The following is a 21490-nucleotide window of genomic DNA, read 5'->3' as shown; positions in this document are numbered from 1 at the left end:
ATTGTTCAGCCAAATTTTAAAAATCTTCCTGATCAGCTTCATCTGTACGGAATAAGTGGATGGTAGATGCACCCTGATTATGAAACCCTCGATCACAGGATCGAGGGTTTTTCTTGAGTTACAAAAGATACATTCTGTACTTATTGCTGCTCCTCTCGTCTCAGCAGCCCCATCATCATCTGATAATTGGCAATACTTCCCTGGGCAATGAAAAGTTCAGCGGCTTTGCGGTAGTCCTGAATGGCCGATCGACGCTCCCCAATATGGGTATGAACTAATCCCCGATTGCCATAGGCTTTAGCATAGTCAGGATTGAGTCGGAGTGCCTGAGTGTAGGCTGCTACCGCCCCAATATAGTCCCCCTGTTCAGCTCTTACATCCCCTTCTTTGAGAAGATTTTCAGCACTTACGACGGTGTCGATGACGCTCATAACTTTTCCTGCCTTTCGAGTCAATTCAAAGAAAAGTTATAACAATCTAAAAACTGAGAAAGAGTACTAGAAAACAAAATGGGAATTTGAAGGATAACTTAAACAATAAAAGGCTATTTGTGAATAGGCGTAAATTATTCATAAATAAATATAGATGAGTTATTTAAAAAACTTTAGAATGGCAATTTTAAACCTTCTCAATTCTGTTCGCGCCAGGCCAGTCTTCCAGAGAAGCAAGGTTGCTGTGTGGACTCCCATGGCCCAAAATTAGATGGATAGAAACTATCTCAGTGCATAAAATCTGAGATCAGAAAGATTCAGATAGACTGGTGTTTCATCATCTGGCCCTCAAAATGCACAGAATAGGGATGGGCAGAGTACTTAAATCGCTTCAACTTGTTGCGATCGGTGTGGGTGTTATTTTATTCCTTCTGGTTATGCATGACTTACCTCAGATTACTGATGCTACTTCAGTTCCACCTGAGTTGTTAACCCAGCCCTTTCTACAATTACCCTCAGCGACTTCGGTGCGGGTTGTCTGGTTTACCGAGTTTGCGGGATCAAAACATTGGGTGGTTTATGGGGAAAATTTGGAGCAGTCTGTCCCAGCGACAACCACAAAGCTGAGCCGCACCCGGGAAGACCAGCATTCTAAACTCCCCACCCTGATTCAACGAACAACTCCCCGCTCGATCTGGCGGCACGAAGCGATTGTGGAGGGATTACGATCGGGACAGCGTCTTCCCTATCGCGTCGAGAGTCAGCGGCAGGATGGGAAAATAGCCAGGAGTGACCCGTTTTCTCTGGCAGCAGCCCCAGAGCCAGGGATGCCCCTGAAGATCCTGCTAACTTCCGATCATCAACTGAAGCCTCTGGTGGCGGCCAACTTGCAGAAGGTGAAGGAGACGATCGGTCCTGTCGATGCGGTTTTCTTTGCCGGGGATCTGGTGAATGTACCTGATCGGGCCTCGGAATGGTTTGACGACGATCGGGGGAATGCCTTTTTCCCGGTGCTGCAGGGCCAGGCCAGTTTCAAACTGGAGAAAGCGGGAACAATCACCGTCTATCGGGGTGGGGATTTGATTCAATCGGCCCCGTTGTTTCCTGCGATCGGGAACCATGAGGTGATGGGCCGCTTTTCTGAGCACAGCAGCCTGAATGATCAATTTGGCGATCCGGTTCCCCGATGGGCCGCACAGCAGGCTCACCCGACACTGACCCTAAAGCCGCAGGGCTGGAAAGACTACTCCTTTAACACCGACACTTACGAAGAAATCTTTACCCTGCCGGAAGATAGTCCCGGTGGCAAGCAATACTATGCCGTTACTTTTGGGGATGTGCGGCTGATTGTGCTCTATGCCACGAACATCTGGCGCTCTCCCAGTCTGGCGGCGGGGGTGCGCGGTAAGTATCGGGAACGGGATGTGGAGAATCCCCTGGATTGGGGTTATGGGCAGCATATCTTTGAGGCGATCGGACCCGGTAGTGCCCAGTACAACTGGCTGCAGCAAGAGTTACAGCGACCTGAGTTCCAGCAGGCAAAATATCGGATTGTCATGTTCCATCATCCCCCTCACTCCCTGGGGGAAAATGTAGTTCCAGCCTATACGGACCCGGTGCAGGTGATCGATCGGGACGATAGGGGGGATATCCATGCCATTCGGTATGAATATCCCCAGTCCGCTGATTACCTGGTGCGCGATGTGGTCCCTCTGCTGGAGGAGGCCGGGGTGCAACTGGTCTTCTATGGCCATTCCCACCTCTGGAATCGCTTTATCAGTCCCCGAGGAACCCACTTTCTGGAAACCTCCAATGTGGGTAACTCCTATGGGGCTTACGTGGGAACCTTGAAGCGGAAAGTGCCTGCTGGGAAGGACTATGCGGAGACGGGTAATCCTAACGGGCTAGACCCGATCGTCCCCACGATCGCGCCTTTGCTGGACGCAGGCCAATCCTTGCCCTATATCGCCAGCAATGACATCACAGCCTTCAGCATTTTGGACACCGGGACGGGCACAATTAGCAGCTACTATTTCGATACTCGTAAACCAGAATCCGCCGGGGTCAAATTTGACGAATTCAGGCTTTAGATGCCGGTATACTCGGTTTAGATTGAAGTGACGATCGCAGCAATTTTTTAGAGAAGTACATGCTGGCCAACGAGACTTTTCTAAATCAGTTAATTAAGAATCACCACAAGGCAGCTCAGGAAATGGCCCTAGCGGTACTTGTGCATGTCATACTCGCAATTGCTGCTTTTAAGGGTTTGCCCATCATTATCAATGGCGATCTCAAAGAATTAGCAGGGGTTCTGGGCGGTAGTATTTTCGGGGGATTGGGCTTTATTCCTGGCAAAGAAATCTTAGACCGGAGAGAAAAAGCCAGAAATTTAGAAGCGGCTCGTCCCCTATTACAGTCCCTTCAACAGAATCCGACTGCGATCGATGCAGAAGAACAGAAGCGGCTCAAAGAAATGTTTTTGAAGCTGATTGAGAAAACAGTCTCTGGTTAAGGTCATGTCTTTTTCACCGGATGAAATTCAATCTCTGGTCGAGCGGGTGGAAGCCAGTCAAAAAAAGGCTCGCAGGCGAACCACTATTTCGATTCTTGTGCCTACGATCGCCGCGATTTTATATCTAGCATTTACATGTTTTTTAATCATTGGTGTACAGAATGAGTTGGAAGAAAAGAAGGAAGACTCACGCAAGTTAGACCAGAAAATCGACCAGAAAATTAAACAGATTAATCAACTGGAACAGCAAATCAATCAACTAGAACAGCGGAAAGCTGGCCTGGATCAGGTCATTGTAGGGGTACCGCAGGAATATGTTAAAAATGCCTATAATTCAGTTCCCGGACTGGAGAATCAAGCTCCTCTCATTTATCTTCAGATTCAGAGTCCATCACAGCTCAAGGCCGCCGAATTGATCAGTAAGGAACTTCAGGAGAAGGGGTACATTATTCCAAAACCAGAAGTGGTTGCCAGGGGACCTGCAAATTCTCAAGTTAGATATTTTCGTAAGACAGACAGGGCAAAAGCGGAAAATGTGGTCAAGATCCTGACAGGCCTGGAGGTCAGGGATAAAGTAATTCCCCAGTTTATTCCCGATAAGTCTGCGGCCAAGCACCTTGAGATTTGGTTTGGTCCCAAGTTTCAATAACATGAAATTTTAGAGCTATATCCGAAACCTGCTACAAGTTACAAACGAATGACTTCTGAAAACCCATCTCCCAGCCCTCAAACCCCTGAAGCACTCCCTTCTAACCTGCATCCCGCTGAAGCCAAAAGCGTAGGGAAGGCGCTTTTGGAGAATATCCAGATTCTGGCGATCGCTCTGATCCTGGCTCTGGTCATTCGCTTTTTCATTGCTGAGCCCCGGTTTATCCCCTCAGATTCCATGGTGCCCACCCTGGAGGTCCGAGATCGTCTGGTAGTGGAAAAGATTTCCTACCGATTTCATCCCCCCCAGTTCGGCGATATCATCGTCTTTGATCCGCCGATTCAATTACAGAAGCAGGGGTTCGATCGGGATCAAGCATTCATCAAACGGGTGATTGCTCTGCCGGGGCAAACTGTGCAGGTTAAGGGGGGAAAGGTGTACGTGGATGGAACTGCCCTGCAGGAACCCTATATTGCCGAAGCTCCAGCTTACGAGACGAAGCTTCTGACAGTTCCTGAGAACCACCTGTTTGTTATGGGGGATAACCGCAATAACAGTAACGATTCCCATGTTTGGGGGTTCTTGCCCATTCCAAATGTGATCGGCCACGCAAGTTTTCGCTTCTGGCCCATCTCCCGAATGGGCTCGATTTAGGGGTTCAGAGGTCACTGAAATCGCAGATAGTGCATCAACTGGGAAATCAGTTCCCCTGGGAGCGAGAGGCGTCTTTGCAGATCAGCCAGGTCGTGATAGGGACCGTTGATTTGCCGATCGCGCCCGATCGCAACGGCCAACGAGGAGGCCAGACCAGGAATCCGCTTCAGGTCTTCCAACGGAGCTGTGCTTGGGTTCACACGCCCGATCGTCTCCAGACTGGCCGCATCGTAGTAACAGAACTGCAGAATCGGAATTGCCGGCCTCAGCCATTGCTCTGGCAGTCCCAGAGCTGCAGCCACATCCTCCGGGCCACAGAACTGTACACCGGTCTGGGTCAGGTCTACCAGCGATCTGGCCTGGTGAATAGAAATGCCTGGAATCCGCAGCCAGTCATCCACAGAAGCCCGATTGACATCAATTCTGATCCCCAGGGTTGCAGCGACCTGGATCTCTGTTGCCGATTGCAGGCGATAGTAGGGTGTACTGAGAATGCGCGCTTTGATCGCCTGGAAATCTGGATTCAGGCTGGATTGGGCAATGGAAGATAACCAGTTCAGTAACGACATGCCTGCTTCCCTGGGGCAATCCTCTTTAGCTTAACCGATGCGATCGAGGAGCTGTCTTCGCTTCTGCTCGAACTCGTACTCAGTAATCAGTCCGTCCTGTCGGAGTTGGTCTAACTGACGCACCGCCTCTGAGATTGCCCCCACCTGAACCGGGGATGAAGTCGGAGCCTGACCCGGCCTGCCAGTCGAACCTATCTTCGCGATCGTGGCATTGAAGTTACGGTCAAAATCTTCCTGCCGTTGGATCAGATACCAGACGGCTTCGATCGCGCTGGCAATCCGGGCAATGGGAGTTCCCAGAGAGAGCAACAGATAAAACAGCCCCCAAAGGGGTTGCCCCAGATAAAATTTATGGAACCCGCTGATGGGTACCAGAATCCCCAGAAGCGCAAGTAAAGCAGCGACCTGACGATTCTTTGGCCGACTTAACATCAAAGACCTGCCATTCCTCTGTTTGATCCATTTTAGTGTAGAGGAAGAATCGCAAGAATGTCGGGGAATGCCTGATTAAACTGCAAAGCATAGCACCGGGCAGACATCTGAGATGATTCCAGGGATCACCTGCCCCTTGCTATGCTTCTGAGCGATGTCTCTGAGTCAGGGTCTTGACTCCTGCTCAAAAAACGCTTGGATTTTTACTAATCACCACCAATGTTAATGCTGCTGCCAAAGACTTCTGCTCCCGCAATGTTGATGTTGGTCAACGTTGCCCCAATTGTCTGTGCATTATAAATTCGGGCATATTGCAGGTTTGCGTTGGTCAAATTTGCGTCATTTAAGGTGGCGTTCGTCACAAATGCACGGGTTAAATTTGCGCCCTGCAACTTAGCCCCCGTCAGGTCAGCTCCTTCCAGGTTGGCTTCGGTTAAATTAGCTCCCCGCAAATCTGCATTGCGCAAGTCAGCTCCCAGCAGATAGGCTCCTTTCAGGTTGGCTCCCTTCAGGTCACACCCAGCACATTCCCGGGTTCTCAGTAACTGTTGAACCTGGTTTGGATTGGCAGCGTTGACTGTCGTTGTGGTCAAAACTGCTGCAAGTGCCAGCACTCCAGTCAGAACTCTGTTTCTCATAAATCCCTCCTTGGGAAAGACCAAAGCAACACTTCAGCCTTCTGTATCCATGATCGCATACTTGACAAAGAATGATCCTCATGCGTTGGGATGACCTACTGGGGATTTTTTATGCTCAACCCCCCCAGCAGACTCCTTCCCAGGACGCAGATCTGTCAACTCTCAGGAGGGACTACACCGACTGCCAGTGGGATTTCGAACTGGCAAGATTGGAATGGCTTGGGGACGATCGTCCAGTGCCGTAGGTGTAAGCGTGGCTCTGAACGCGCAGCCAAAACCATAGGCCCGGCAATCGGGGTTCCAGCCAGGGCTGGAGACGCTGTACCAGTGCCGGAAACCAGACTCGCAACAGGGCACTGAGCAGGGCTGCGATCGTGAAACTCCAGTAGCTGCCCAACCAGCGCAGTAAATCCTGAGGGCCAGCCAATTGCCAGATCCAGAGCAACAGGGCCGGATTTCTCCAGGCGGCTTTGAGAGCCATGCGGTTGAAAGAAAGCCAATCGGCCCGGTCTTTGATGAAGGCGTCAGCCACTTGTGGTGATTCATCTGCCAGGATGCCAAAAAAGGTGTTCAACATGGCATTGATGCGCTCTGGCGGCAAATGCTGGCCTGTGGGTACCATCATACCTTTGGAAAATAACCAGGTGACGGAAACATTGCTCTGGTAAGCCCGGATCTGGTTCAGGTAAGGGGCTGTGAGTAAATCATTCTGGAGCGCAATATTGAGCAGGTCGGTCAGGCGAGGCAGGTTACGCACCAGAGAGCCAAAGCCTGTAAAGATCAGCGGAGACTGGAGCGAGGCCGCATCCCCGATCGCAATCAGCCGATCGAAGGCCACCCGCCGATCCTGGCGACTCACACTGAAATGGCCAGGAATGTACCCAAAAGTCGGTTTCTTCCAGACCAGCTTTTCGAGATCGCAGCGGCGATATTCCGGCAGAATGGTGAAGAAATCTTCGTACATTTCCAGGAGGGAGCCGGGATTGTCTGGATGGACCTGGTGATAGTGGAACAGGTAAAAGGTCAGTTCCTCCTGTTCGGCTGGAAAGAGCTCCCAGATCAGTTGCCGACCTCGCGAAATATCCCCATGGCTGTTCAGGACATCCCCATAATTGGCATCCCAGACGCCAGGTTCAAAGCCCCGCTCAATCACGGCCCCAACTGTGGGGCAGACGCTGTCGAAGGCCCGCCCCCCATTCAACTGCCAGGCGATTGGAGAGGCTGTGCCCATGGCATCGACCAGCAGGCGACCCTGGGCCTGTCGGGGGGTCTGATCGGGCAGGTGGGTCAGAAATACGGCAGCCCGATCGTCCGCAATCTCTGCTCGAATAAACTCCGTTTCATCCCAAATCGTTCCCCCAGCAGCCTTCAACTTTTCGCCGCAAACTCGGAGCAATTTCTCGGCATCCAGCCCCACATTTAAAACCGTGGGGGTATGGAGGATGGGGGCTTTGAGATGGGGTGGATTGTTCGCATCAAAGAACTTGTGGAACCCATCAACATATTCCCTGGCAATCACCTCTTCAAACTCTGTCGGGGTGAAGACGCCCAGATCCAGTAGACTTTGAAATTCACTGCGGGAAATATTCCACTCCCGGTTCATGCGCCCAAAGGGTAAGCGCTCCACCAGCAGAACCCGATAGCCCAGACGGGCCATGACCACCGCATGGATCACGCCCAAGGCTCCACCGATATAAATAAGATCGTAGGGGGAGGAACCGGCCTCCTCGCCTTCTTCCCGACCTGTTTCCGTTTGGACGCGGGCGATCACCTGCTGGGGCTGTTGTGGGTTGCGGACTCCGGCCCGCCATCGCTTTTCCCACCAGTAGACGCGGGTGAGGTCATATTCCCCATTCGGCATGCGCTGGAAAAACTTAACGGTTTCGGGGTAAACCGGCGCGAGGGCCGTAAAGATGGTTTCCTGGGACAGGTCAATCTCAGGGGGGACGGGATAATGATGGGGAAATTGGTGACGCACCGATCGAACCAGTTCCTGCAGAAACATGCGTTCGTCAGTGAGCGGAACCTCAGCCCAGCGGAAGACCTTCAAGTAGGTTGTTCTTTGCACAGACCAAACAAAGATCGACAACTCTGCCGGTAAATCCTTGCCGGAATGGTCTTGCTGGTTTGCCGGTTGCCAGCGAAATCCTTCTGGAGTGAGTTGCTTCTCCCCACGGTGCGGCTGAAATTCCTCTTTTAACCAGCTTCTAACGCCAGCCAAGTCAGGCGTAGGAATTTCGAGGTAAAGAATTTCTTTCATGGGGATGATATTAACTCCGGCGAATTACTGACTAATGATGATCAAAACAGGGTACGGATTAGGTTAAACTGCCATAGACAGAATTACTTAAAAAACTTTACAACATTCTCATAATTGTTTCGCTGATTGCCTGGGTGTTGCTGATATGAAAGATCCTATCCCTGACCATCCTCAAGAAGTCGTTCATCTGAGGCAGAATCCTGTCAGTGAAGAACTGGTGGCAGCGGCGATCGTCGGTGTGATTCAGGGGGCTCGCTCCCAGGGACAATCCCTGGCTGACCTGAGATCCGAACTTTTGAAAGATGACAGTCTTCTCGATAAGGCCCAGCGCCGTTGGCTCAGCGATCTGGTGACCCAGGCTTGGGGGATGCTGGTCTAGGAAACCCTCTGTGAGTCAAGATCGCTATACCTCACGAGCCTCCCAGGAGATTGTCAGGTCTGGATGTGCTGCTAATCACCCTGGTTCTGGGAATACTTTTAGATAATTAGTAGTAGTAAGATACAGCGCAATCCTAGATCCGGAGATTGTTTAATGGCACCGACCTACTTGTTTTTGCTAGCCCTTTCTTTAGGCGTGCCTTTGTATGTAACCTTACGCGCTATGGCCATGGTGATTCCGGCCTATACTATTTTTCTGGCGATCGCAGGCGCACTCATCTGGGTTTCGTTTTACAATCCCAAAAATATTCTGACTGATGACATTATTCTCTGCCTCGTTTTACTCATCAGTAGTGTCTGTGGCCTGATCGGTTTTGCGATCGCCCCCCTCTCCATTCAGATGATCATTGCCATCGGCCTGGTCATTTTCCAGCGAAAGTATTTTGGCAACGTTCGAGGTTAGGGTTAGCTCTCGCATGGTGATGTGAATCACAGAAATCTCGGAATCGAATCATCCATTTCTGGATTTTGGATCACTCAAGCCTCAAAAAACTTTAGTTACGATACTACCAAAGCAAACCCATGCTTAACTCCTAATGCTAGAGGGCAGCCTTCTGAGGGCTGCTTTTTTATGGCAGGTCTCCTGGCGTTAAAACCAGGGCGATCGCCACCGTCACCGCTCCAGGCTGATCTGAAGAACGAAAGACTTGTTTGGGCAGCAGCAGTTGGGAAGCCAGAGACTGACAGGCCAGCAGGGCGGCAGCTTCAGCCACGCTGGGAGTGCCTGTGGCTGAAGCTACCCGATTGGAAGCGGAAGGAACGACCACGTTCTGCAATTGTTCTGCCGTAAAGGATTGCAGCGACCAGCCCCGATCGTGGCATAGATCCAGCAAGTCTGCGTCCTGGGCTTTACGATCGAGGGTGGCCAACCCCATTACCGCTGTTGCAGCCAGTTCAACCGACTGTAACGCCTGCTGAATCGCAGCTTCGAGGAGCCTGCGGGAGGCCCCTTGCTGAAAGCCAAGACCAATCCAGACAGAATTGGCCCCCTTCACCCTTTCCCCCCGAGCCCTGACTGGGCCGACTGCCCCACCGGCAAGGTTACAGGGGAGGGCAGCAAGCCGGGTCGCACCAGGACTTCTGGATCAAGCAAAAACATCAGGGGTTCCTGTTCCAGTTGCACGACTACAGAACTGACACATTGGATATTGCCCTGGGAGAGGTAAGTTGTCGGCAGCGGAGCGAAGGCTGTTTTAGCCACCCGTCGCAGGGAGGGCTGGTCTACGATCGGTAGACCCACGATCTCTCCCTGGGAATTCTGCACCAGGAGCAGGTAGGTGGGAGACGGACCTGGCTGCTGCTGGGAGGATTGCCCGAAAATGCGTTGCGTCACATCCACAACTGCCAATTCTCGCTCCTGATAACGGGTGAGGCTGACGCCGGTTCGTTCCGGATCGCCATAAGTTGGTCCCATGGGAATCACTTTCTGCGCAGCCTGGATCGGGAGGGCGAACCAGTCCTGTTGCATCTGAAACACAATCAATTGATGGGTGGCTTCGGCCTGTCGGGCTATCCGGTGGGATTTACGCAAGGAGGTCATGACAATTCCAATGGCAATTTAACATGGATCGATCTAGAGGCGTTGCATACAATGCCTGGTGTTTGATCAGGTGTGGATGAGTTGGTTCAGGGTTTCAAGGAGGTCCTGTTCTCGGAAAGGTTTTGAGAAATAGGCAGCGGCTCCCAGGTTCATAGCCAGTTGGCGATGCTTGTTCCCACTGCGGGAGGTCAGTATGGCCACGGGTAAATCCCGGAGGGTTGATTCAGCTTTGATGCGATTCAGGAACCCATAGCCATCGAGACGGGGCATTTCAATATCGCAAACCACGGCCCTGACTGTCAGACCATTCCACAACTTTTCCAGGGCATCCTGACCATCTCTGGCCTGTTCCACCCGGTACCCCGCTTTCTCTAGAATCATGGCCAGATATCGCCGAACGACGATCGAGTCATCCACAACCAGGACCGTGTCTAGTTGAGACTGGGCGATGGCTGCCCCTTCCGGGACATCTGTGACCTTCCCCGTTTGACGCAAAGACCGGCTCTGATCCGCCATGATTTGTTCCAGGAGGGTCGGAATGTCCAATAACGGAACTACCCGACCATTGCCCAGAATACTGCAACCCGCGAATCCCAGGGGCAGGGCGATCGTTCCCTCCACCTGCCGAATCGCCACCTCCTGTTCGCCCCAACAGCGATCGACCTGGACAGCCACCAACGTACTCCCCCAGTTGAGCAGCAGGATCAGGGGTTCGCTGATCAGGGGAACTGCTTCAGTTTCCAGCGGTCGCTGGGGGCAATGGAACTCCAGGCAGTGCCCCAGGCGAATTAGAGGGAACATCAGATCTTCCCACTGCAAGACTTCCGCTCCGGCAGTGGTGAAAACCGCTGCTGGATTGAGTAGCAACACCTCTTCGATCTCATCCTTGGGCAGGGCCATCAGCATCCCCCTGCTCTCCACCATTAGCACTCGCATCACGGACAGGGTAAAGGGAACCGTGATCGTGAAGGTTGTCCCTACACCAAGCTGGGTATCAACTTTAATCTCTCCCCGTACCTTGCGGAGGTTAGTCCGTACTACATCCATACCAATGCCCCGACCGGAGAGAGCAGTAACCCGATCGGCGGTACTAAATCCTGGTTCAAAGATCAACGCCAGCAGTTCGGCATCACTGAGCGACTCCAGGAATTTCTCGTCATATCCTCCCTGCTGTGCCTTGGCCCGGATTTTCTCTGGATCAATTCCACCGCCATCATCCCTGAGGATAATAACTGTTTGATTCCCCCGATAGGCAGCCCGAATCTCAATCGTTCCTTGCTCCGACTTATCATAAGCCTGTCGAATCAGGGGATCTTCAATCCCATGATCAAAGGCGTTGCGGAGCAGATGCATCAGTGGATCGCTGAGGGCTTCCAGAATCGTCCGGTCAATCAGGGTACTGCCCCCGACAACCTGCAGATTCACCTGCTTGCCATACTGCAGGCACATTTCCCGTAAAGCTCGGGGAAAGCGATTCAGAATATCGGATAGGGGCCGCATCCGGACCTGGGTCAGACTGATCTGCATCTGTTTGGCTGTGCGGTTCAGATCCCGAGTGGTATGGTCGGCATCCTTCAGGCTCACTTCGATGTCACTGGTAATTTCCTGCACCTGGACGATCGTCTCCATCACCTCCTGAGACAGCAGATGCAGGTTGTTGTAGCGGTCCAGTTCCAGACTATCGAACCGACTCCCCATTTCTTTCCAGGGAAGGTCCTGGCTGCCTGAAGTAAGCATTAGAGTGGGTGTTACTGCCAACCAGTTCCAGGATTGAGCCGGCTGCTGGTTTGATTGGGTTGTGAGCTGGTCATAGACGGTGCGAAGCTGGCTGTTCGATCGTTCCAGGGCTTGGATTCGATAGCTGAGGGTACTGACGAGATGGCGCAACCGGCCCAAATGGAGATCCAAACCATTGCGCTCGATCGTCAATTCCCCAAACAGATCATTGAGCTGATCCAACTGGCGAACCCCAACCCGGACCGTGTTCTCCAAGGGGTCAAACCGATTGGGTAGAGCCCCATCCCCTGCCCCTCCTGCCACAGAGGCAGGCTCACTAGGAGCAGCCTTGCGGGGTAGGGTCTGATCGGGGGGCGGCGGCGCTACCTCTACCGACTTCACAGGCTGATCTTCTGAGAGAAAATAATAATCCAGCAGGTCACAGTCTAGCCAGGCATGACTGTCATTGATATCTACCAGAGGAAGTAGGGGAGCAGCATCTGGGATTGCTGAATGGCCCTGGCCCACCAGAACGGCGACCGAGTGCTGTGGGTTGGGACGGGCTTTTGCCGCAGAATCAGATTCTGCCAGATCCAGCGTCATAGGCAGTCGATCGACCTCTCCCGCCAGAATCAGAGCCTGGGCTTGTCGCCAGGATTGCAGGGCCGATCGGGCCACCAGGGAAGCGCTATCGGGCATCGCCTGGAGCATCCCCTCAATCGTCTGGCAGAGGCGGACAAAAGGATAGAGTTCCAGCATTTCCCCCAAGCCCCCCAGTTCCTGACAGACGCCCTCCAATTCTTCCCGAATTCCCGGCAGACCTGGTTCCATCAGCAGGGCTTCCAGTCGCTGCAAACTGGCTTCCACCTCCGTCTCAAAGAGCAGGGTTACGATCTCCTCATGGTTGCCTTCTTCCAGAAGCAGCACGGTTTCATCTTCTGCCTGCAAGTCTCCCAGGCGATCGTGCAGGCTCTCGAACAGGGTATGGGTTTGGGCATGCAGCCAACTCTCCGCAATCGGCTGGCCCCGTTGATGCAGGGTGAGCACCTGGTTCAGACAATCCACGCCCTGCAGCAGAAGTCCTTCTAGCTCAGAATCCAGGACCAGACTTTCCCGGCGAGCTTTGATTACTTTGAAGAAATCCTCAAATCGATGGGCCAACTGGCTGAGGCGATCGAACCCCATCATGGCAGCCCCACCCTTAATCGAGTGGACTGCCCGAAGCACCGCATCCATCGCACTGTGGGTGGATAACCCAGAGAGATCCATAAAGGCAGCCTCGATCGTGCCCAGGTATTCCCGAGCCTCTTCCAGAAACTGCTGCCGGATTTCCTGTTCCTTATCCATCACGTTTCCACCTTGAAAACACCCACCGAATCCTGCAACTGGCGGGCCACATCCACCGTTTCTTTCAGGGCTGCCGCAACCTGGCGAGAAGAATTAGAAGTTTGTTCGGAGACCTGGGCAATCTCCTTCATCAAGGTAGTCACCCTCTCAGAAGTTTGGGCCTGGGAGACCGTTGCATTCGAGATTAACTGCACCAACTGGTCAATCTGGCGGGATACCTCCATAATCTGACCGAGGCTGGTCTTGGCTGCCTCCACCAGGCGAGTGCCTTCGACAACCTGAGTGGTACCCAGTTCCATCGCCCCAACCACCTCACTGGTTTCCAACTGAATTGTTTCCACGATTTGTTCGATTTCTCGGGTCGCAGCCGCCGACTGGGCCGCCAGTTGCCCCACCTCCTCCGCAACTACAGCAAACCCTCGCCCCTCTTCCCCAGCACGGGCTGCCTCAATACTGGCGTTAATCGCCAGCAGGTTCGTTTGCAGGGCAATCTGGTTAATCAGAGAGACGACCCTGGAAATCTGCTGGGAGGACTCACCCAGCCGTTTTACCTTTTTGGCCGTTTCAGCCACCGTCTGCCGCAGGCTCAAAATACTCTGGACGGTGCGGTCCATGGCCACTCCCCCAGCTTCAGCGGTCGTGGAAGCCGTCCGGGCCACTTCAGCCGCTCGGCGAGCACTTTCGGCCACGGACTGAATCGATTGGGTCATCTGCTCCACAGAGTCCAGCGTATGGGTAATGTTCTCGGCCTGCTCCAGGGCTTCATCCGCCAATCGGCGAATCGCTCCCTCATTCTCACCCAGGGAAATGTTCACCTGACCTGCGGCAGTTTTTACCTGGCTAACGATCTGTCGCAGGCTTTCAATAATGGCATTGAAGAAATCTGCCACCGTACCAATTTCACCCGTGGTGACATCCGCCCGCACAGTCAGATCTCCTCGGGAAGCCTCTTCCACATCTGTCAGGAGTTCGACCAACTGGCGTTGAATCCGTTCCTTCTGGGCCTGTTGATCCTCGGCTACTCGATCGATCTCCCGCCGGGCCGCATCCAATTGTCCGATCAAAGCTGTCCGCTCCAGACCCAGCCCGATTTGAGTCGCCAGTCGCTGACAGAACCCCCTCTCCGCTGCTTCCCAACGGTAGGGCTGACCACATTGCTGGATGACCAGAAAGCCATAGAGTTGGCTGCCCACCTGGATGGGGGCGGTCAGTTCTGCCTGGACAGCCAATCGCTCTAGCTGGCGGACCCAGGCTTCGGGCAGATCCACATCCTGATGGATATCCGTCACGGCTTGTCCATGGCTGGTGATCGTGGCATTGAGATAAACGCCCAGGACATCAGGATGGTCTATGTGAGTTCCCTCAATCGCAGGATAAGCGCGGGCCACCGCTTCAGCGACCACATCCAGACGGCTCGGTGTTGTAGCGAGCCGATAGATGGCCACCCGATCGAACCCCAGAGCCTGTTGCGTTTCAGCCACCCCCAGTTTCAATAGAGCAGCAGAGTCCACAATCTGGTAAATTCGCTGGGTCAGGAGGGCCAGGAATTGTGTCCGTTCAGCCTCAGTTTGTTGTTTCAGCAGTAAATCCTGCATCTGCTCGGCCATCAGATTGATATGGGTTCCCAGAACAGCCAGTTCATCTCCTCCTGAGATCGGCAAGCGCGTCTCCAGATCTCCCTGACCGATGCGCTCGACCCCTTCCGTCACAAAGAGGAGCGGTCGGGTCAGGCGACGGGCCAGCACTGCTGCCAGCAGTCCCACCAGCAAGGCAAGCATCAGGGTACTCCCTGCCAGGGCCGATCTCAGATCATTGCGCGCCTGGGTGATCAGGACAGTCGGATGATTAGCTGTCACCACCTTGGCCTGTTGGGGCTGGAGCAGCGTCCTCGTCATCACCTGATCAGCCAGCAGATAGGCCGTGGTGCCCACCGCCAGAACAGGTAGGGTACTGATGGCAACAGCCAGTGCAGCAGCCCGCGATCGCAGGCTGGGGGTGCGCAGGGCAGCCTCCTCTTCGGTGGACAACTCTGAATCCCCGTTCAGTAATGCCCCAGTTCCCAGAATTCCCTCCGCAGTTCCGTCACCGACCCGATCCACTGGGCCATCCATCGGCTGGGGGTCTAACAGGGCCGGTCCAGTCCGGACCCGGCTTTCTCCCTGGGAGATGGGATCGGAACTCTCCGTGGGCAAGGGATGTTGTGGCCTGTTCTCTGGATTCATAGGTGCTTTTGAAGATGCCATTGCTGATGGGATTCAACCCAATTAACAGCCAGCATGAATGGTGGTCGGGATGTTCAGGAAAAAGATTCTCGACCGGGGAGCAGGGGAGACCGAACGATCGCCGCTGGATCCAGGACCAGCAACACTTCCGTATCCTGCAGGAGCATGCCCTGCAGATAGGGCCGCAATTCCGATCGGACGGTCCCCTGAACCGGTTGCAAGTCCTCAGGATTGAACCGGACCCCATGGCGAACTGCCCAGAGAGCCAGAGCCAGGGGATCGTCAGCCACCCGAATCAAGACGACATTGTATTGCCGCACGGTCTCCTCCAGCGGAGAGAGGCCCAGCAAGTGAGCCAGATCAATCAGCCAGAGCACCCGACTCCGACGATTGATCAACCCCAAAACACAGGCTGGCATACCAGGCATCGGCGTCAGTTGCTGCACCGGCAGCACCAGAACTTCCTGGGCAGAGGCCATGGGGATCAAAGCCGCCGTCTGACCATTCAGGTAGACCTTCAAATAAGGCTCGCCGCTAGACTTCTGAGGCCGATCGGGTGGGAGGAAAGCCAGGGGTGTTGACATAGGCAACTCAGGCTACCACCGACTGAACCGCACTGACCAGTTCTTCCCGAGTAAAGGGTTTGGTCACATAGGCATCAGCCCCCTGCTTCATGGCCCATAGGCGATCCAGTTCCTGATTCTTCGAGGAACAAATGACGATCGGCAACTTCTCCGTTACAGGATGTTTTTTCAGGGATCGACACAGCTCAAATCCGCTCATTCCTGGCATTACCACATCCGTAACCACCACATCAGGTTTCAGTTCCACCGCCTTGCTCAGGGCTTCCCTGGCATCTGTGGCGCTAATTACGGTGTAACCACTTTGCCGCAGGTAATCGCTGACCAGTTCCAATTGGGAAAGAGTATCATCTACAACCAGAATTGTGCTCACGCTTGTCTCTACCTCTGAATCATCACAATAGGGTCAATGCCACGATCGATTCGGTGCAGCTTGAGCTGACCGTCATCCCTAACCCAAAATCCTTGCTTCTTAGTTCAAGCCAGATGGGTAAACACCATTTTCAGCAATTCTGACTTGGTAAAGGGTTTGGTGAGATAACCGGATGCACCCACAAATTTTGCTTTCGCCCGATCGATAATACCGGTGTTGCCTGTGACCATGACGATCGGGGTCTGGCTAAAGGAGGAATGATTCCGGAGTAATCGACAGAGTTTATATCCATCCATTCCGGGCATGCCGATATCCAACAGGATCAAATCAGGTTTCAGTCGGACCACCTGAATCAGAGCTTTGAGCGGGTCATTAATCGCAAAGACTTCAAAACTGTCATCGCTGAGAAATCGCCGCATTTCATTCAAGATGCTGGGGCTGTCATCAATACAGGCAACCTTGAAGACTTGCTGTTCCGCCGCAGGCAGGGGTTCCTCCACGATGGGAGGTGGGGGAGGCGGGGGGAGCGGAACCGATTTTCGGGATGTCTCTGAGACCTGTTGAGGAATACGGGGCAGAAGTTCGAAGGGGGGATGGGGTTCTCGCAGCAGAATCACCCCGTCCTGAATATAGGCTTGCAGACCCTGGGCGATCGCCAGTTCATCTTTGTTCAAAAGCACGCTCAACTGGCGAAAGCTGTACCCTTTTAGAAAAGAACCCAGTTTTTGCTGCAGTTCCAGGGATATTTTTAGCTGAGATTGGGCCTGACTGAAAAAGTAAGGCCGCTGATAAGGAGACCAGATCTGAGGTCCCAGAGCCTGCCAGTTCTGAAGCCGGGTCCGGCAATAGGCCACCAAGGGAGGCAGATCCAGACGACAAAATCGGGGCAGGTGCTCCACCTGGTTAATAAATTCACAGGTTCCGTTCTGGAGCAGCAGGAATGATTCCAAGACCTCTTTGATCAGATTCTCCATCAAGGTCGCTGCTTCACCCGAAGTCAGGAAACCCTGATCAACCAGATAGGCGATCGCGCGATAATCCGAATTATCAATAGATGGCCCAATTCTGGGATCAACCGTCTGCTGGATCTGCTGCAGGGTTTCCCGCACAAAAGTAGAGACCCGATGGCCCAGACGGTGCAGTTGCAGTTCCAGTCGTTCCAGCGGATGGATGGAGTGGGAAGCATAGGCAACCTTCCCCCCATCCAGATAGATGGACCAGACAACCCTACGATCGGACACCTTCAAGTATCCATAGGCAGAGGCGTGAATCAGTTGAGCCAGGAAGTTGAGCGGGCGCGTGACAGAAGCAGCTCCCCGGTTGACCATGGGATGCGGCAGAAGATTTGAAGCCTCGTTCATCTTTTACCCTATTTGCATTAATAAGCCAGGTAGTAGTAAAAGATGCACAATCCTGTTCAGACCCACGGGCAGAGAGAAAGTTGGAGATCAGTCAACACCTCACTATCCGAAAAGCAGAGGACTGTTTTGGTAACAAAAGCTACCGTTTTACAGAAGGTTTACAGAAAACCCAGAAGCTTCAACAACTCTTTAAGGTGAGGGAGGATAAGCTCAATAGAGACGGTGGAAATCAAGCAATTGGTTTAGACAACTCGGCTGCTTGAGAGAGGATCCCCCTGGCTTCTAGCCACGGGGAGGATGTCAGAATTGACTACAATGCCCGATCAATAGCCTGAAGCAACCGATCACGCTGTTTTTCCCAACAAAACTGTTCCTGAGCTGCTTGCAAGGCTGCAATTTTAGCCGATCGTAAAGCCATTGGATCCATGATCAGGGCGTTGATCGCCCGGGCCAACGCTACTGAATCATCACAGGGCGTTAAGTGGCCAGCCTTCGGACATTGGGCCATTACTTCCCGTTGTCCGGCTGTGTTGGTGGCAATCACCGCCAGTCCTGCCTGCAAATATTGAAATAACTTGTTGGAAACAGTCAGATCGTGATTAGGGGGGTCAGACTGCTCCAGGGCCAGACCGATATCATTTTCAGCGATGCGGACGGGCAGTTCATGGTTCGGTACGGTGGGATGGATGAATAGCCGCGATCGCCAGTCAGGTGGGGTCAATTCCTCTAACCATTGTCGGGTTGTATCGGTGCAATTTCCCCGCAGATGAACCTCCACAGAACGTTTCAGCAATGGCAATGCCTGTAGGAGGGCTTCCAGTCCCCGACCCCGACCAATATTCTGGGAAAACCAGTGTACTTTCGGTATGGACTGTTGATCCAGGCGATGATCGATTTGGGTCAGAACTGGCGGAAAAGTGTTATAAACCACAGTTGGACGGGGAGCCTGATAGAACTGGGCCAGGGCCGTGGCCATGGCATTGGAAGTGGTGAGGCAATATTTGCAAGTTCGAATCAGCCGTTCTTCCAACTTTTTTAGATGAGCAATAGGCCGAGTGGCGCGGGCCTCTGGGAGCAAATCATGGGAGAACCAATCTTCAAAATCCACACCCACCTGCAATCCTTTTTGCAAGAGCCGATCTCCCACCCACAACCCTGCCTCTGAGTGCACGATCGTCAGGTCAGCCTGTTCCTTGAGCGCAAACCGCAACAGCGATCGGGTCCCATAACCTAGAAGAGCCGGTGAGAACAACCCCAACCGTCGGAAGGCTGCACGGGCAAGTCGAGCCTGTAGCCGAACACCCACCCGTTCCGGGTGCTCTGGACGGAAGTCCAGGATGGGGGTGAAGGTATAGGGCAGATCAGCCATCAGGAGGCGATCTCGTTCCACCAGAGTCGGGTCAAACCACACCCCACCCACGGTCACATCATGGCCTGCTTGGGCCAGGGCTGCTGCCTCTTTCTGGGGGCGAGGAGCCGTGCAGAGGTGGGCACCGATCAAGATCAGAATTTTAGCCATGATAAGAATTCCATGGGAGCAAGGGGCAAGAGGAGGCGTTGCAGGCAGTGCCTGTACAGGCGGCATGGGTGGCCCCTGGATTTATGCGGGGTAAGGAAATTGGGAAAGTTGGGGAGGAGGAGTGATGGGCTGGATCGCAAAATGGGCCTGGATGCTCTGAACAATGTCCAGATACTGACGGGCGCAACACTCCAGGGTCAGGTTTTCCAGAATATATTCTCTGGGGCAAAACTGTCTCTGAGACAATCCCGCTAGAAAGGCATCCAACTGGGCCGGGAATTCATTCAGGCTAGCGAACTTTAAACCACAACGATCGTCCCAGTAGGGTACAGAACTCACGGGACCGTATTGGACTTTGCTTGGATAGTAGGAGGGATCTTGCCAGAACCCACCCCGATCCCAGGCCAAAATCGGCACATTGCAAGCCAGAGCCTGCTGATAGGCAATTCCTTGGGTTTCGTGTTCACATAGGAAGATCATGGCCCGACTTCTACGCAGTAGATGGTGGAACTCAGCTTCCTGGTAAGCCCCATATCGAAGTACGGCTACCTTCAACCCCCGTTGGGCAAGGAGAGCCTGAATGGGCTGAATCAGCTCTGGGCCATAATGGCCTCTCTGCCACCGCACCTTGTCATATAGCAGAATATCGATGTCTTTGAGGCTGTCTGGAACAGGACGCCACTGTTCAGTATCAATACCCACGGGCCAGGCCAGCACCCGATCGCCAAAGGCTGGCTCGCACATCTGGCGCATCCATTCACCCGGAACCACGATCTTCTCGATGGGTAATCGTTGCATCAGGTCAGGCCGATCACAAGGGTGGGAAAGAATGGCAGGTCCCAGCAAAATGGGATTTTGCCACCGAATTTTGTCCAGCAGTTGGGTCTTGCCCAGGATGCAGGCCACTTCCTCCGGGTGACGGCGAATGTGGCGGTAATTGTTGATCCGGTAGGGAACTCCCAGACGGTCCAAACCAGCGCAGAGATTCAGGAAAACTCGTTTCTGGCCACCAATTTTCGCTGGCCCTCGGAGGAGACGGCGGATAGCTTGGCGGGGAAAGCGATCCAGGGGCAGCCAGCGATCGGGATCCGGTTCTTCGTAAAAAAGATTGAGGGGCAGCATAGGATTTGGTATCCAAAATGGGGTGAGCGGCGAGGCGAGGCGTTGGGTTAGAGGCGTTGCGTGCAAGGCCTCTAACGGGTTTAAGAGGGAAAATGATGCAGGGTAGGTGAGGGATAGCGGCCCAGGAGTCCAAGCAAATGGCGGCGAAAGCGCAAGATTGTTTCTGTGGTCTGAAAGCCCAGGCGATCGTAGAGTCGCCCCAACATCCCAGGTTCAGGGGGGTGAAAGGTGGGGTCAAGGGTATAAATCCAGTCCGCAACTTCTCTGGCCTCTGTGGGATGGGTATAGGCAATGCCATGGGCTAAGGGCCAGAGCACCTGACAGGCAGCCCGACGCCGTCGGGGGGTCAACTCATGCCGCTCTGCCAGAATGCCTAAAATGCGTTTGTAAAGTTCCAGATGTTGCCCATTGGCGGTGACAGACTGCATGCCCCGATAGTTAGCTTGCAATTGTTGTCCATGCCGTACCCAGTAACCTGCACAGCCAGGAACATAGGCGAGCTTGGGATGCAGCAAACCAATTTCCAGTAGAAACAGCCGATCGTCTCGATAGGCGAAGTCTGGACGGTGCGGCACCTGCTCAATCAGCTCACGGCGGAACAGCATGCCCAGGAAATGGCTGCTGTATCCTTCTCCCAATTGCACTGCGAGAAAATCATCCCAGACTCCCGGTTCCGGTTGCTGAATAATTTTGCCACTGTGGTACTCCAGCCCATCCACCCGGGAGTACACCAGGTCAGCCCCTGTGGCGATCGCTGCTTTGAATTGGCGATCGATCGTGCCAGGGCAAAGCCAATCATCTGAGTCGAGGATGCGAATATATTGTCCCCGAGCGATCGTGGTGGCCCGATTTACGGCCCAGGGCTTGCCCTGATGGGACTGGTGTAGGGCTACTACATCTGCTTGGGTCAACAACCATTCCCAGGTGCCATCAGTACTGCCATCATCAGCCACAATGATTTCGGTGCGGCAATGGGTATGGCGACAGGATTCGATCGCCTGAGGCAGACACCAGAGCCGGTTATAAGTCGGAATAATAATTGATACATCCATAGTTGGTATCGATTTTGGGGGGTGTTAGAGGCGTTACGGGCAACGCCTGTATGGGGTGTAGATTAAATCCCCGC

At 53.5% G+C, this 21490-nt stretch carries 21 protein-coding genes; 6 read left to right on the top strand and 15 right to left on the bottom strand.

The window, feature by feature from the left end; all coding sequences use genetic code 11:
* Positions 1-140: 140 nt before the first annotated feature.
* Positions 141-431, bottom strand: a complete 291-nt coding sequence (locus BST81_RS12310) for a tetratricopeptide repeat protein (RefSeq protein WP_075598800.1) — start codon at positions 429-431, stop codon at positions 141-143.
* Positions 432-868: 437 nt separating this feature from the next.
* On the opposite strand from BST81_RS12310, the gene BST81_RS12305 reads away from it, so the two are divergent.
* From BST81_RS12305 to lepB, 4 genes are read left to right on the top strand one after another with little or no spacing between them, the layout of a single operon-like run.
* On the top strand, positions 869-2521 hold the full coding sequence (locus tag BST81_RS12305; protein ID WP_075599139.1) for a metallophosphoesterase family protein: 1653 nt from the start codon (positions 869-871) through the stop codon (positions 2519-2521).
* Between the two features lie 59 nt (positions 2522-2580).
* On the top strand, positions 2581-2943 hold the full coding sequence (locus BST81_RS12300) for a hypothetical protein (protein ID WP_075598799.1): 363 nt from the start codon (positions 2581-2583) through the stop codon (positions 2941-2943).
* A gap of 4 nt (positions 2944-2947) precedes the next feature.
* On the top strand, positions 2948-3592 hold the full coding sequence (locus BST81_RS12295) for a hypothetical protein (RefSeq protein WP_075598798.1): 645 nt from the start codon (positions 2948-2950) through the stop codon (positions 3590-3592).
* 48 nt (positions 3593-3640) lie between these two features.
* Positions 3641-4246: a signal peptidase I gene (gene lepB / locus BST81_RS12290; protein ID WP_083636826.1), complete on the top strand. Its 606-nt coding sequence runs from the start codon at positions 3641-3643 to the stop codon at positions 4244-4246.
* 11 nt (positions 4247-4257) lie between these two features.
* Here lepB and BST81_RS12285 read toward each other — a convergent pair whose 3' ends face one another.
* From BST81_RS12285 to BST81_RS12270, 4 genes are all read right to left on the bottom strand, one after another.
* On the bottom strand, positions 4258-4815 hold the full coding sequence (locus BST81_RS12285; RefSeq protein WP_075598797.1) for a ComEA family DNA-binding protein: 558 nt from the start codon (positions 4813-4815) through the stop codon (positions 4258-4260).
* A gap of 30 nt (positions 4816-4845) precedes the next feature.
* Entirely contained in the window at positions 4846-5247 is a 402-nt protein-coding gene (locus tag BST81_RS12280; protein WP_075598796.1) for an SHOCT domain-containing protein, read from the bottom strand.
* Between the two features lie 206 nt (positions 5248-5453).
* Positions 5454-5885, bottom strand: a complete 432-nt coding sequence (locus tag BST81_RS12275; protein ID WP_075598795.1) for a pentapeptide repeat-containing protein — start codon at positions 5883-5885, stop codon at positions 5454-5456.
* Positions 5886-6057: 172 nt separating this feature from the next.
* Positions 6058-8145, bottom strand: coding sequence for a flavin-dependent dehydrogenase (locus BST81_RS12270; protein ID WP_075598794.1), 2088 nt, complete (start codon positions 8143-8145; stop codon positions 6058-6060).
* A 145-nt stretch (positions 8146-8290) separates the two neighbouring features.
* On the opposite strand from BST81_RS12270, the gene BST81_RS12265 reads away from it, so the two are divergent.
* Together BST81_RS12265 and BST81_RS12260 are read left to right on the top strand one after the other, a co-directional pair.
* On the top strand, positions 8291-8524 hold the full coding sequence (locus tag BST81_RS12265; protein WP_075598793.1) for a hypothetical protein: 234 nt from the start codon (positions 8291-8293) through the stop codon (positions 8522-8524).
* Positions 8525-8677: 153 nt separating this feature from the next.
* Positions 8678-8986 carry a hypothetical protein gene (locus BST81_RS12260; RefSeq protein ID WP_075598792.1) on the top strand — a complete coding sequence of 103 codons (309 nt, stop codon included), beginning with the start codon at positions 8678-8680 and terminating at the stop codon, positions 8984-8986.
* Between the two features lie 166 nt (positions 8987-9152).
* Here BST81_RS12260 and BST81_RS12255 read toward each other — a convergent pair whose 3' ends face one another.
* From BST81_RS12255 to BST81_RS12205, 10 genes are all read right to left on the bottom strand, one after another.
* The gene (locus BST81_RS12255; RefSeq protein ID WP_075598791.1) at positions 9153-9578 is read right to left on the bottom strand and encodes a cobalamin biosynthesis protein; all 426 of its coding nucleotides are present in this window, start codon (positions 9576-9578) and stop codon (positions 9153-9155) included.
* On the bottom strand, positions 9575-10123 hold the full coding sequence (locus BST81_RS12250) for a chemotaxis protein CheW (protein ID WP_075598790.1): 549 nt from the start codon (positions 10121-10123) through the stop codon (positions 9575-9577). Before BST81_RS12250 ends, BST81_RS12255 begins: the two co-directional genes overlap by 4 nt.
* A 66-nt stretch (positions 10124-10189) precedes the next feature.
* Positions 10190-13186: a hybrid sensor histidine kinase/response regulator gene (locus BST81_RS12245; RefSeq protein ID WP_075598789.1), complete on the bottom strand. Its 2997-nt coding sequence runs from the start codon at positions 13184-13186 to the stop codon at positions 10190-10192.
* The gene (locus tag BST81_RS12240) at positions 13186-15408 is read right to left on the bottom strand and encodes a methyl-accepting chemotaxis protein (protein ID WP_075598788.1); all 2223 of its coding nucleotides are present in this window, start codon (positions 15406-15408) and stop codon (positions 13186-13188) included. The genes BST81_RS12245 and BST81_RS12240 overlap by 1 nt, the downstream gene beginning before the upstream one ends.
* A 74-nt stretch (positions 15409-15482) precedes the next feature.
* On the bottom strand, positions 15483-15992 hold the full coding sequence (locus BST81_RS12235) for a chemotaxis protein CheW (protein ID WP_075598787.1): 510 nt from the start codon (positions 15990-15992) through the stop codon (positions 15483-15485).
* 7 nt (positions 15993-15999) lie between these two features.
* On the bottom strand, positions 16000-16362 hold the full coding sequence (locus tag BST81_RS12230) for a response regulator (RefSeq protein ID WP_075598786.1): 363 nt from the start codon (positions 16360-16362) through the stop codon (positions 16000-16002).
* A gap of 104 nt (positions 16363-16466) precedes the next feature.
* Positions 16467-17723: a response regulator gene (locus BST81_RS12225; protein WP_253188263.1), complete on the bottom strand. Its 1257-nt coding sequence runs from the start codon at positions 17721-17723 to the stop codon at positions 16467-16469.
* A 310-nt stretch (positions 17724-18033) separates the two neighbouring features.
* The gene (locus tag BST81_RS12215) at positions 18034-19242 is read right to left on the bottom strand and encodes a glycosyltransferase (protein WP_075598784.1); all 1209 of its coding nucleotides are present in this window, start codon (positions 19240-19242) and stop codon (positions 18034-18036) included.
* A gap of 81 nt (positions 19243-19323) precedes the next feature.
* On the bottom strand, positions 19324-20364 hold the full coding sequence (locus BST81_RS12210) for a glycosyltransferase (protein ID WP_216351314.1): 1041 nt from the start codon (positions 20362-20364) through the stop codon (positions 19324-19326).
* 80 nt (positions 20365-20444) lie between these two features.
* Entirely contained in the window at positions 20445-21416 is a 972-nt protein-coding gene (locus tag BST81_RS12205) for a glycosyltransferase family 2 protein (RefSeq protein WP_075598783.1), read from the bottom strand.
* Positions 21417-21490 lie beyond the last annotated feature (74 nt).

It is taken from the genome of Leptolyngbya sp. 'hensonii' (assembly GCF_001939115.1).
Classification (GTDB): Bacteria; Cyanobacteriota; Cyanobacteriia.
The sequence above is the reverse complement of the archived record's forward strand: the minus strand, read 5'-3'. Positions and strand labels throughout refer to the sequence as shown.

What these genes read in the sequence shown, in the direction of transcription:
- BST81_RS12240 (WP_075598788.1), bottom strand. Translation starts at nt 15,408, where the DNA reads ATGAATCCAGAGAACAGGCCACAACATCCCTTGCCCACGGAGAGTTCC.
- BST81_RS12310 (WP_075598800.1), bottom strand. Translation starts at nt 431, where the DNA reads ATGAGCGTCATCGACACCGTCGTAAGTGCTGAAAATCTTCTCAAAGAA.
- BST81_RS12295 (WP_075598798.1), top strand. Translation starts at nt 2,948, where the DNA reads ATGTCTTTTTCACCGGATGAAATTCAATCTCTGGTCGAGCGGGTGGAA.
- lepB (WP_083636826.1), top strand. Translation starts at nt 3,641, where the DNA reads ATGACTTCTGAAAACCCATCTCCCAGCCCTCAAACCCCTGAAGCACTC.
- BST81_RS12305 (WP_075599139.1), top strand. Translation starts at nt 869, where the DNA reads ATGCATGACTTACCTCAGATTACTGATGCTACTTCAGTTCCACCTGAG.
- BST81_RS12300 (WP_075598799.1), top strand. Translation starts at nt 2,581, where the DNA reads ATGCTGGCCAACGAGACTTTTCTAAATCAGTTAATTAAGAATCACCAC.
- BST81_RS12245 (WP_075598789.1), bottom strand. Translation starts at nt 13,186, where the DNA reads ATGGATAAGGAACAGGAAATCCGGCAGCAGTTTCTGGAAGAGGCTCGG.
- BST81_RS12205 (WP_075598783.1), bottom strand. Translation starts at nt 21,416, where the DNA reads ATGGATGTATCAATTATTATTCCGACTTATAACCGGCTCTGGTGTCTG.
- BST81_RS12280 (WP_075598796.1), bottom strand. Translation starts at nt 5,247, where the DNA reads ATGTTAAGTCGGCCAAAGAATCGTCAGGTCGCTGCTTTACTTGCGCTT.
- BST81_RS12235 (WP_075598787.1), bottom strand. Translation starts at nt 15,992, where the DNA reads ATGTCAACACCCCTGGCTTTCCTCCCACCCGATCGGCCTCAGAAGTCT.
- BST81_RS12210 (WP_216351314.1), bottom strand. Translation starts at nt 20,364, where the DNA reads ATGCTGCCCCTCAATCTTTTTTACGAAGAACCGGATCCCGATCGCTGG.
- BST81_RS12250 (WP_075598790.1), bottom strand. Translation starts at nt 10,123, where the DNA reads ATGACCTCCTTGCGTAAATCCCACCGGATAGCCCGACAGGCCGAAGCC.
- BST81_RS12225 (WP_253188263.1), bottom strand. Translation starts at nt 17,723, where the DNA reads ATGAACGAGGCTTCAAATCTTCTGCCGCATCCCATGGTCAACCGGGGA.
- BST81_RS12275 (WP_075598795.1), bottom strand. Translation starts at nt 5,885, where the DNA reads ATGAGAAACAGAGTTCTGACTGGAGTGCTGGCACTTGCAGCAGTTTTG.
- BST81_RS12260 (WP_075598792.1), top strand. Translation starts at nt 8,678, where the DNA reads ATGGCACCGACCTACTTGTTTTTGCTAGCCCTTTCTTTAGGCGTGCCT.
- BST81_RS12270 (WP_075598794.1), bottom strand. Translation starts at nt 8,145, where the DNA reads ATGAAAGAAATTCTTTACCTCGAAATTCCTACGCCTGACTTGGCTGGC.
- BST81_RS12215 (WP_075598784.1), bottom strand. Translation starts at nt 19,242, where the DNA reads ATGGCTAAAATTCTGATCTTGATCGGTGCCCACCTCTGCACGGCTCCT.
- BST81_RS12285 (WP_075598797.1), bottom strand. Translation starts at nt 4,815, where the DNA reads ATGTCGTTACTGAACTGGTTATCTTCCATTGCCCAATCCAGCCTGAAT.
- BST81_RS12265 (WP_075598793.1), top strand. Translation starts at nt 8,291, where the DNA reads ATGAAAGATCCTATCCCTGACCATCCTCAAGAAGTCGTTCATCTGAGG.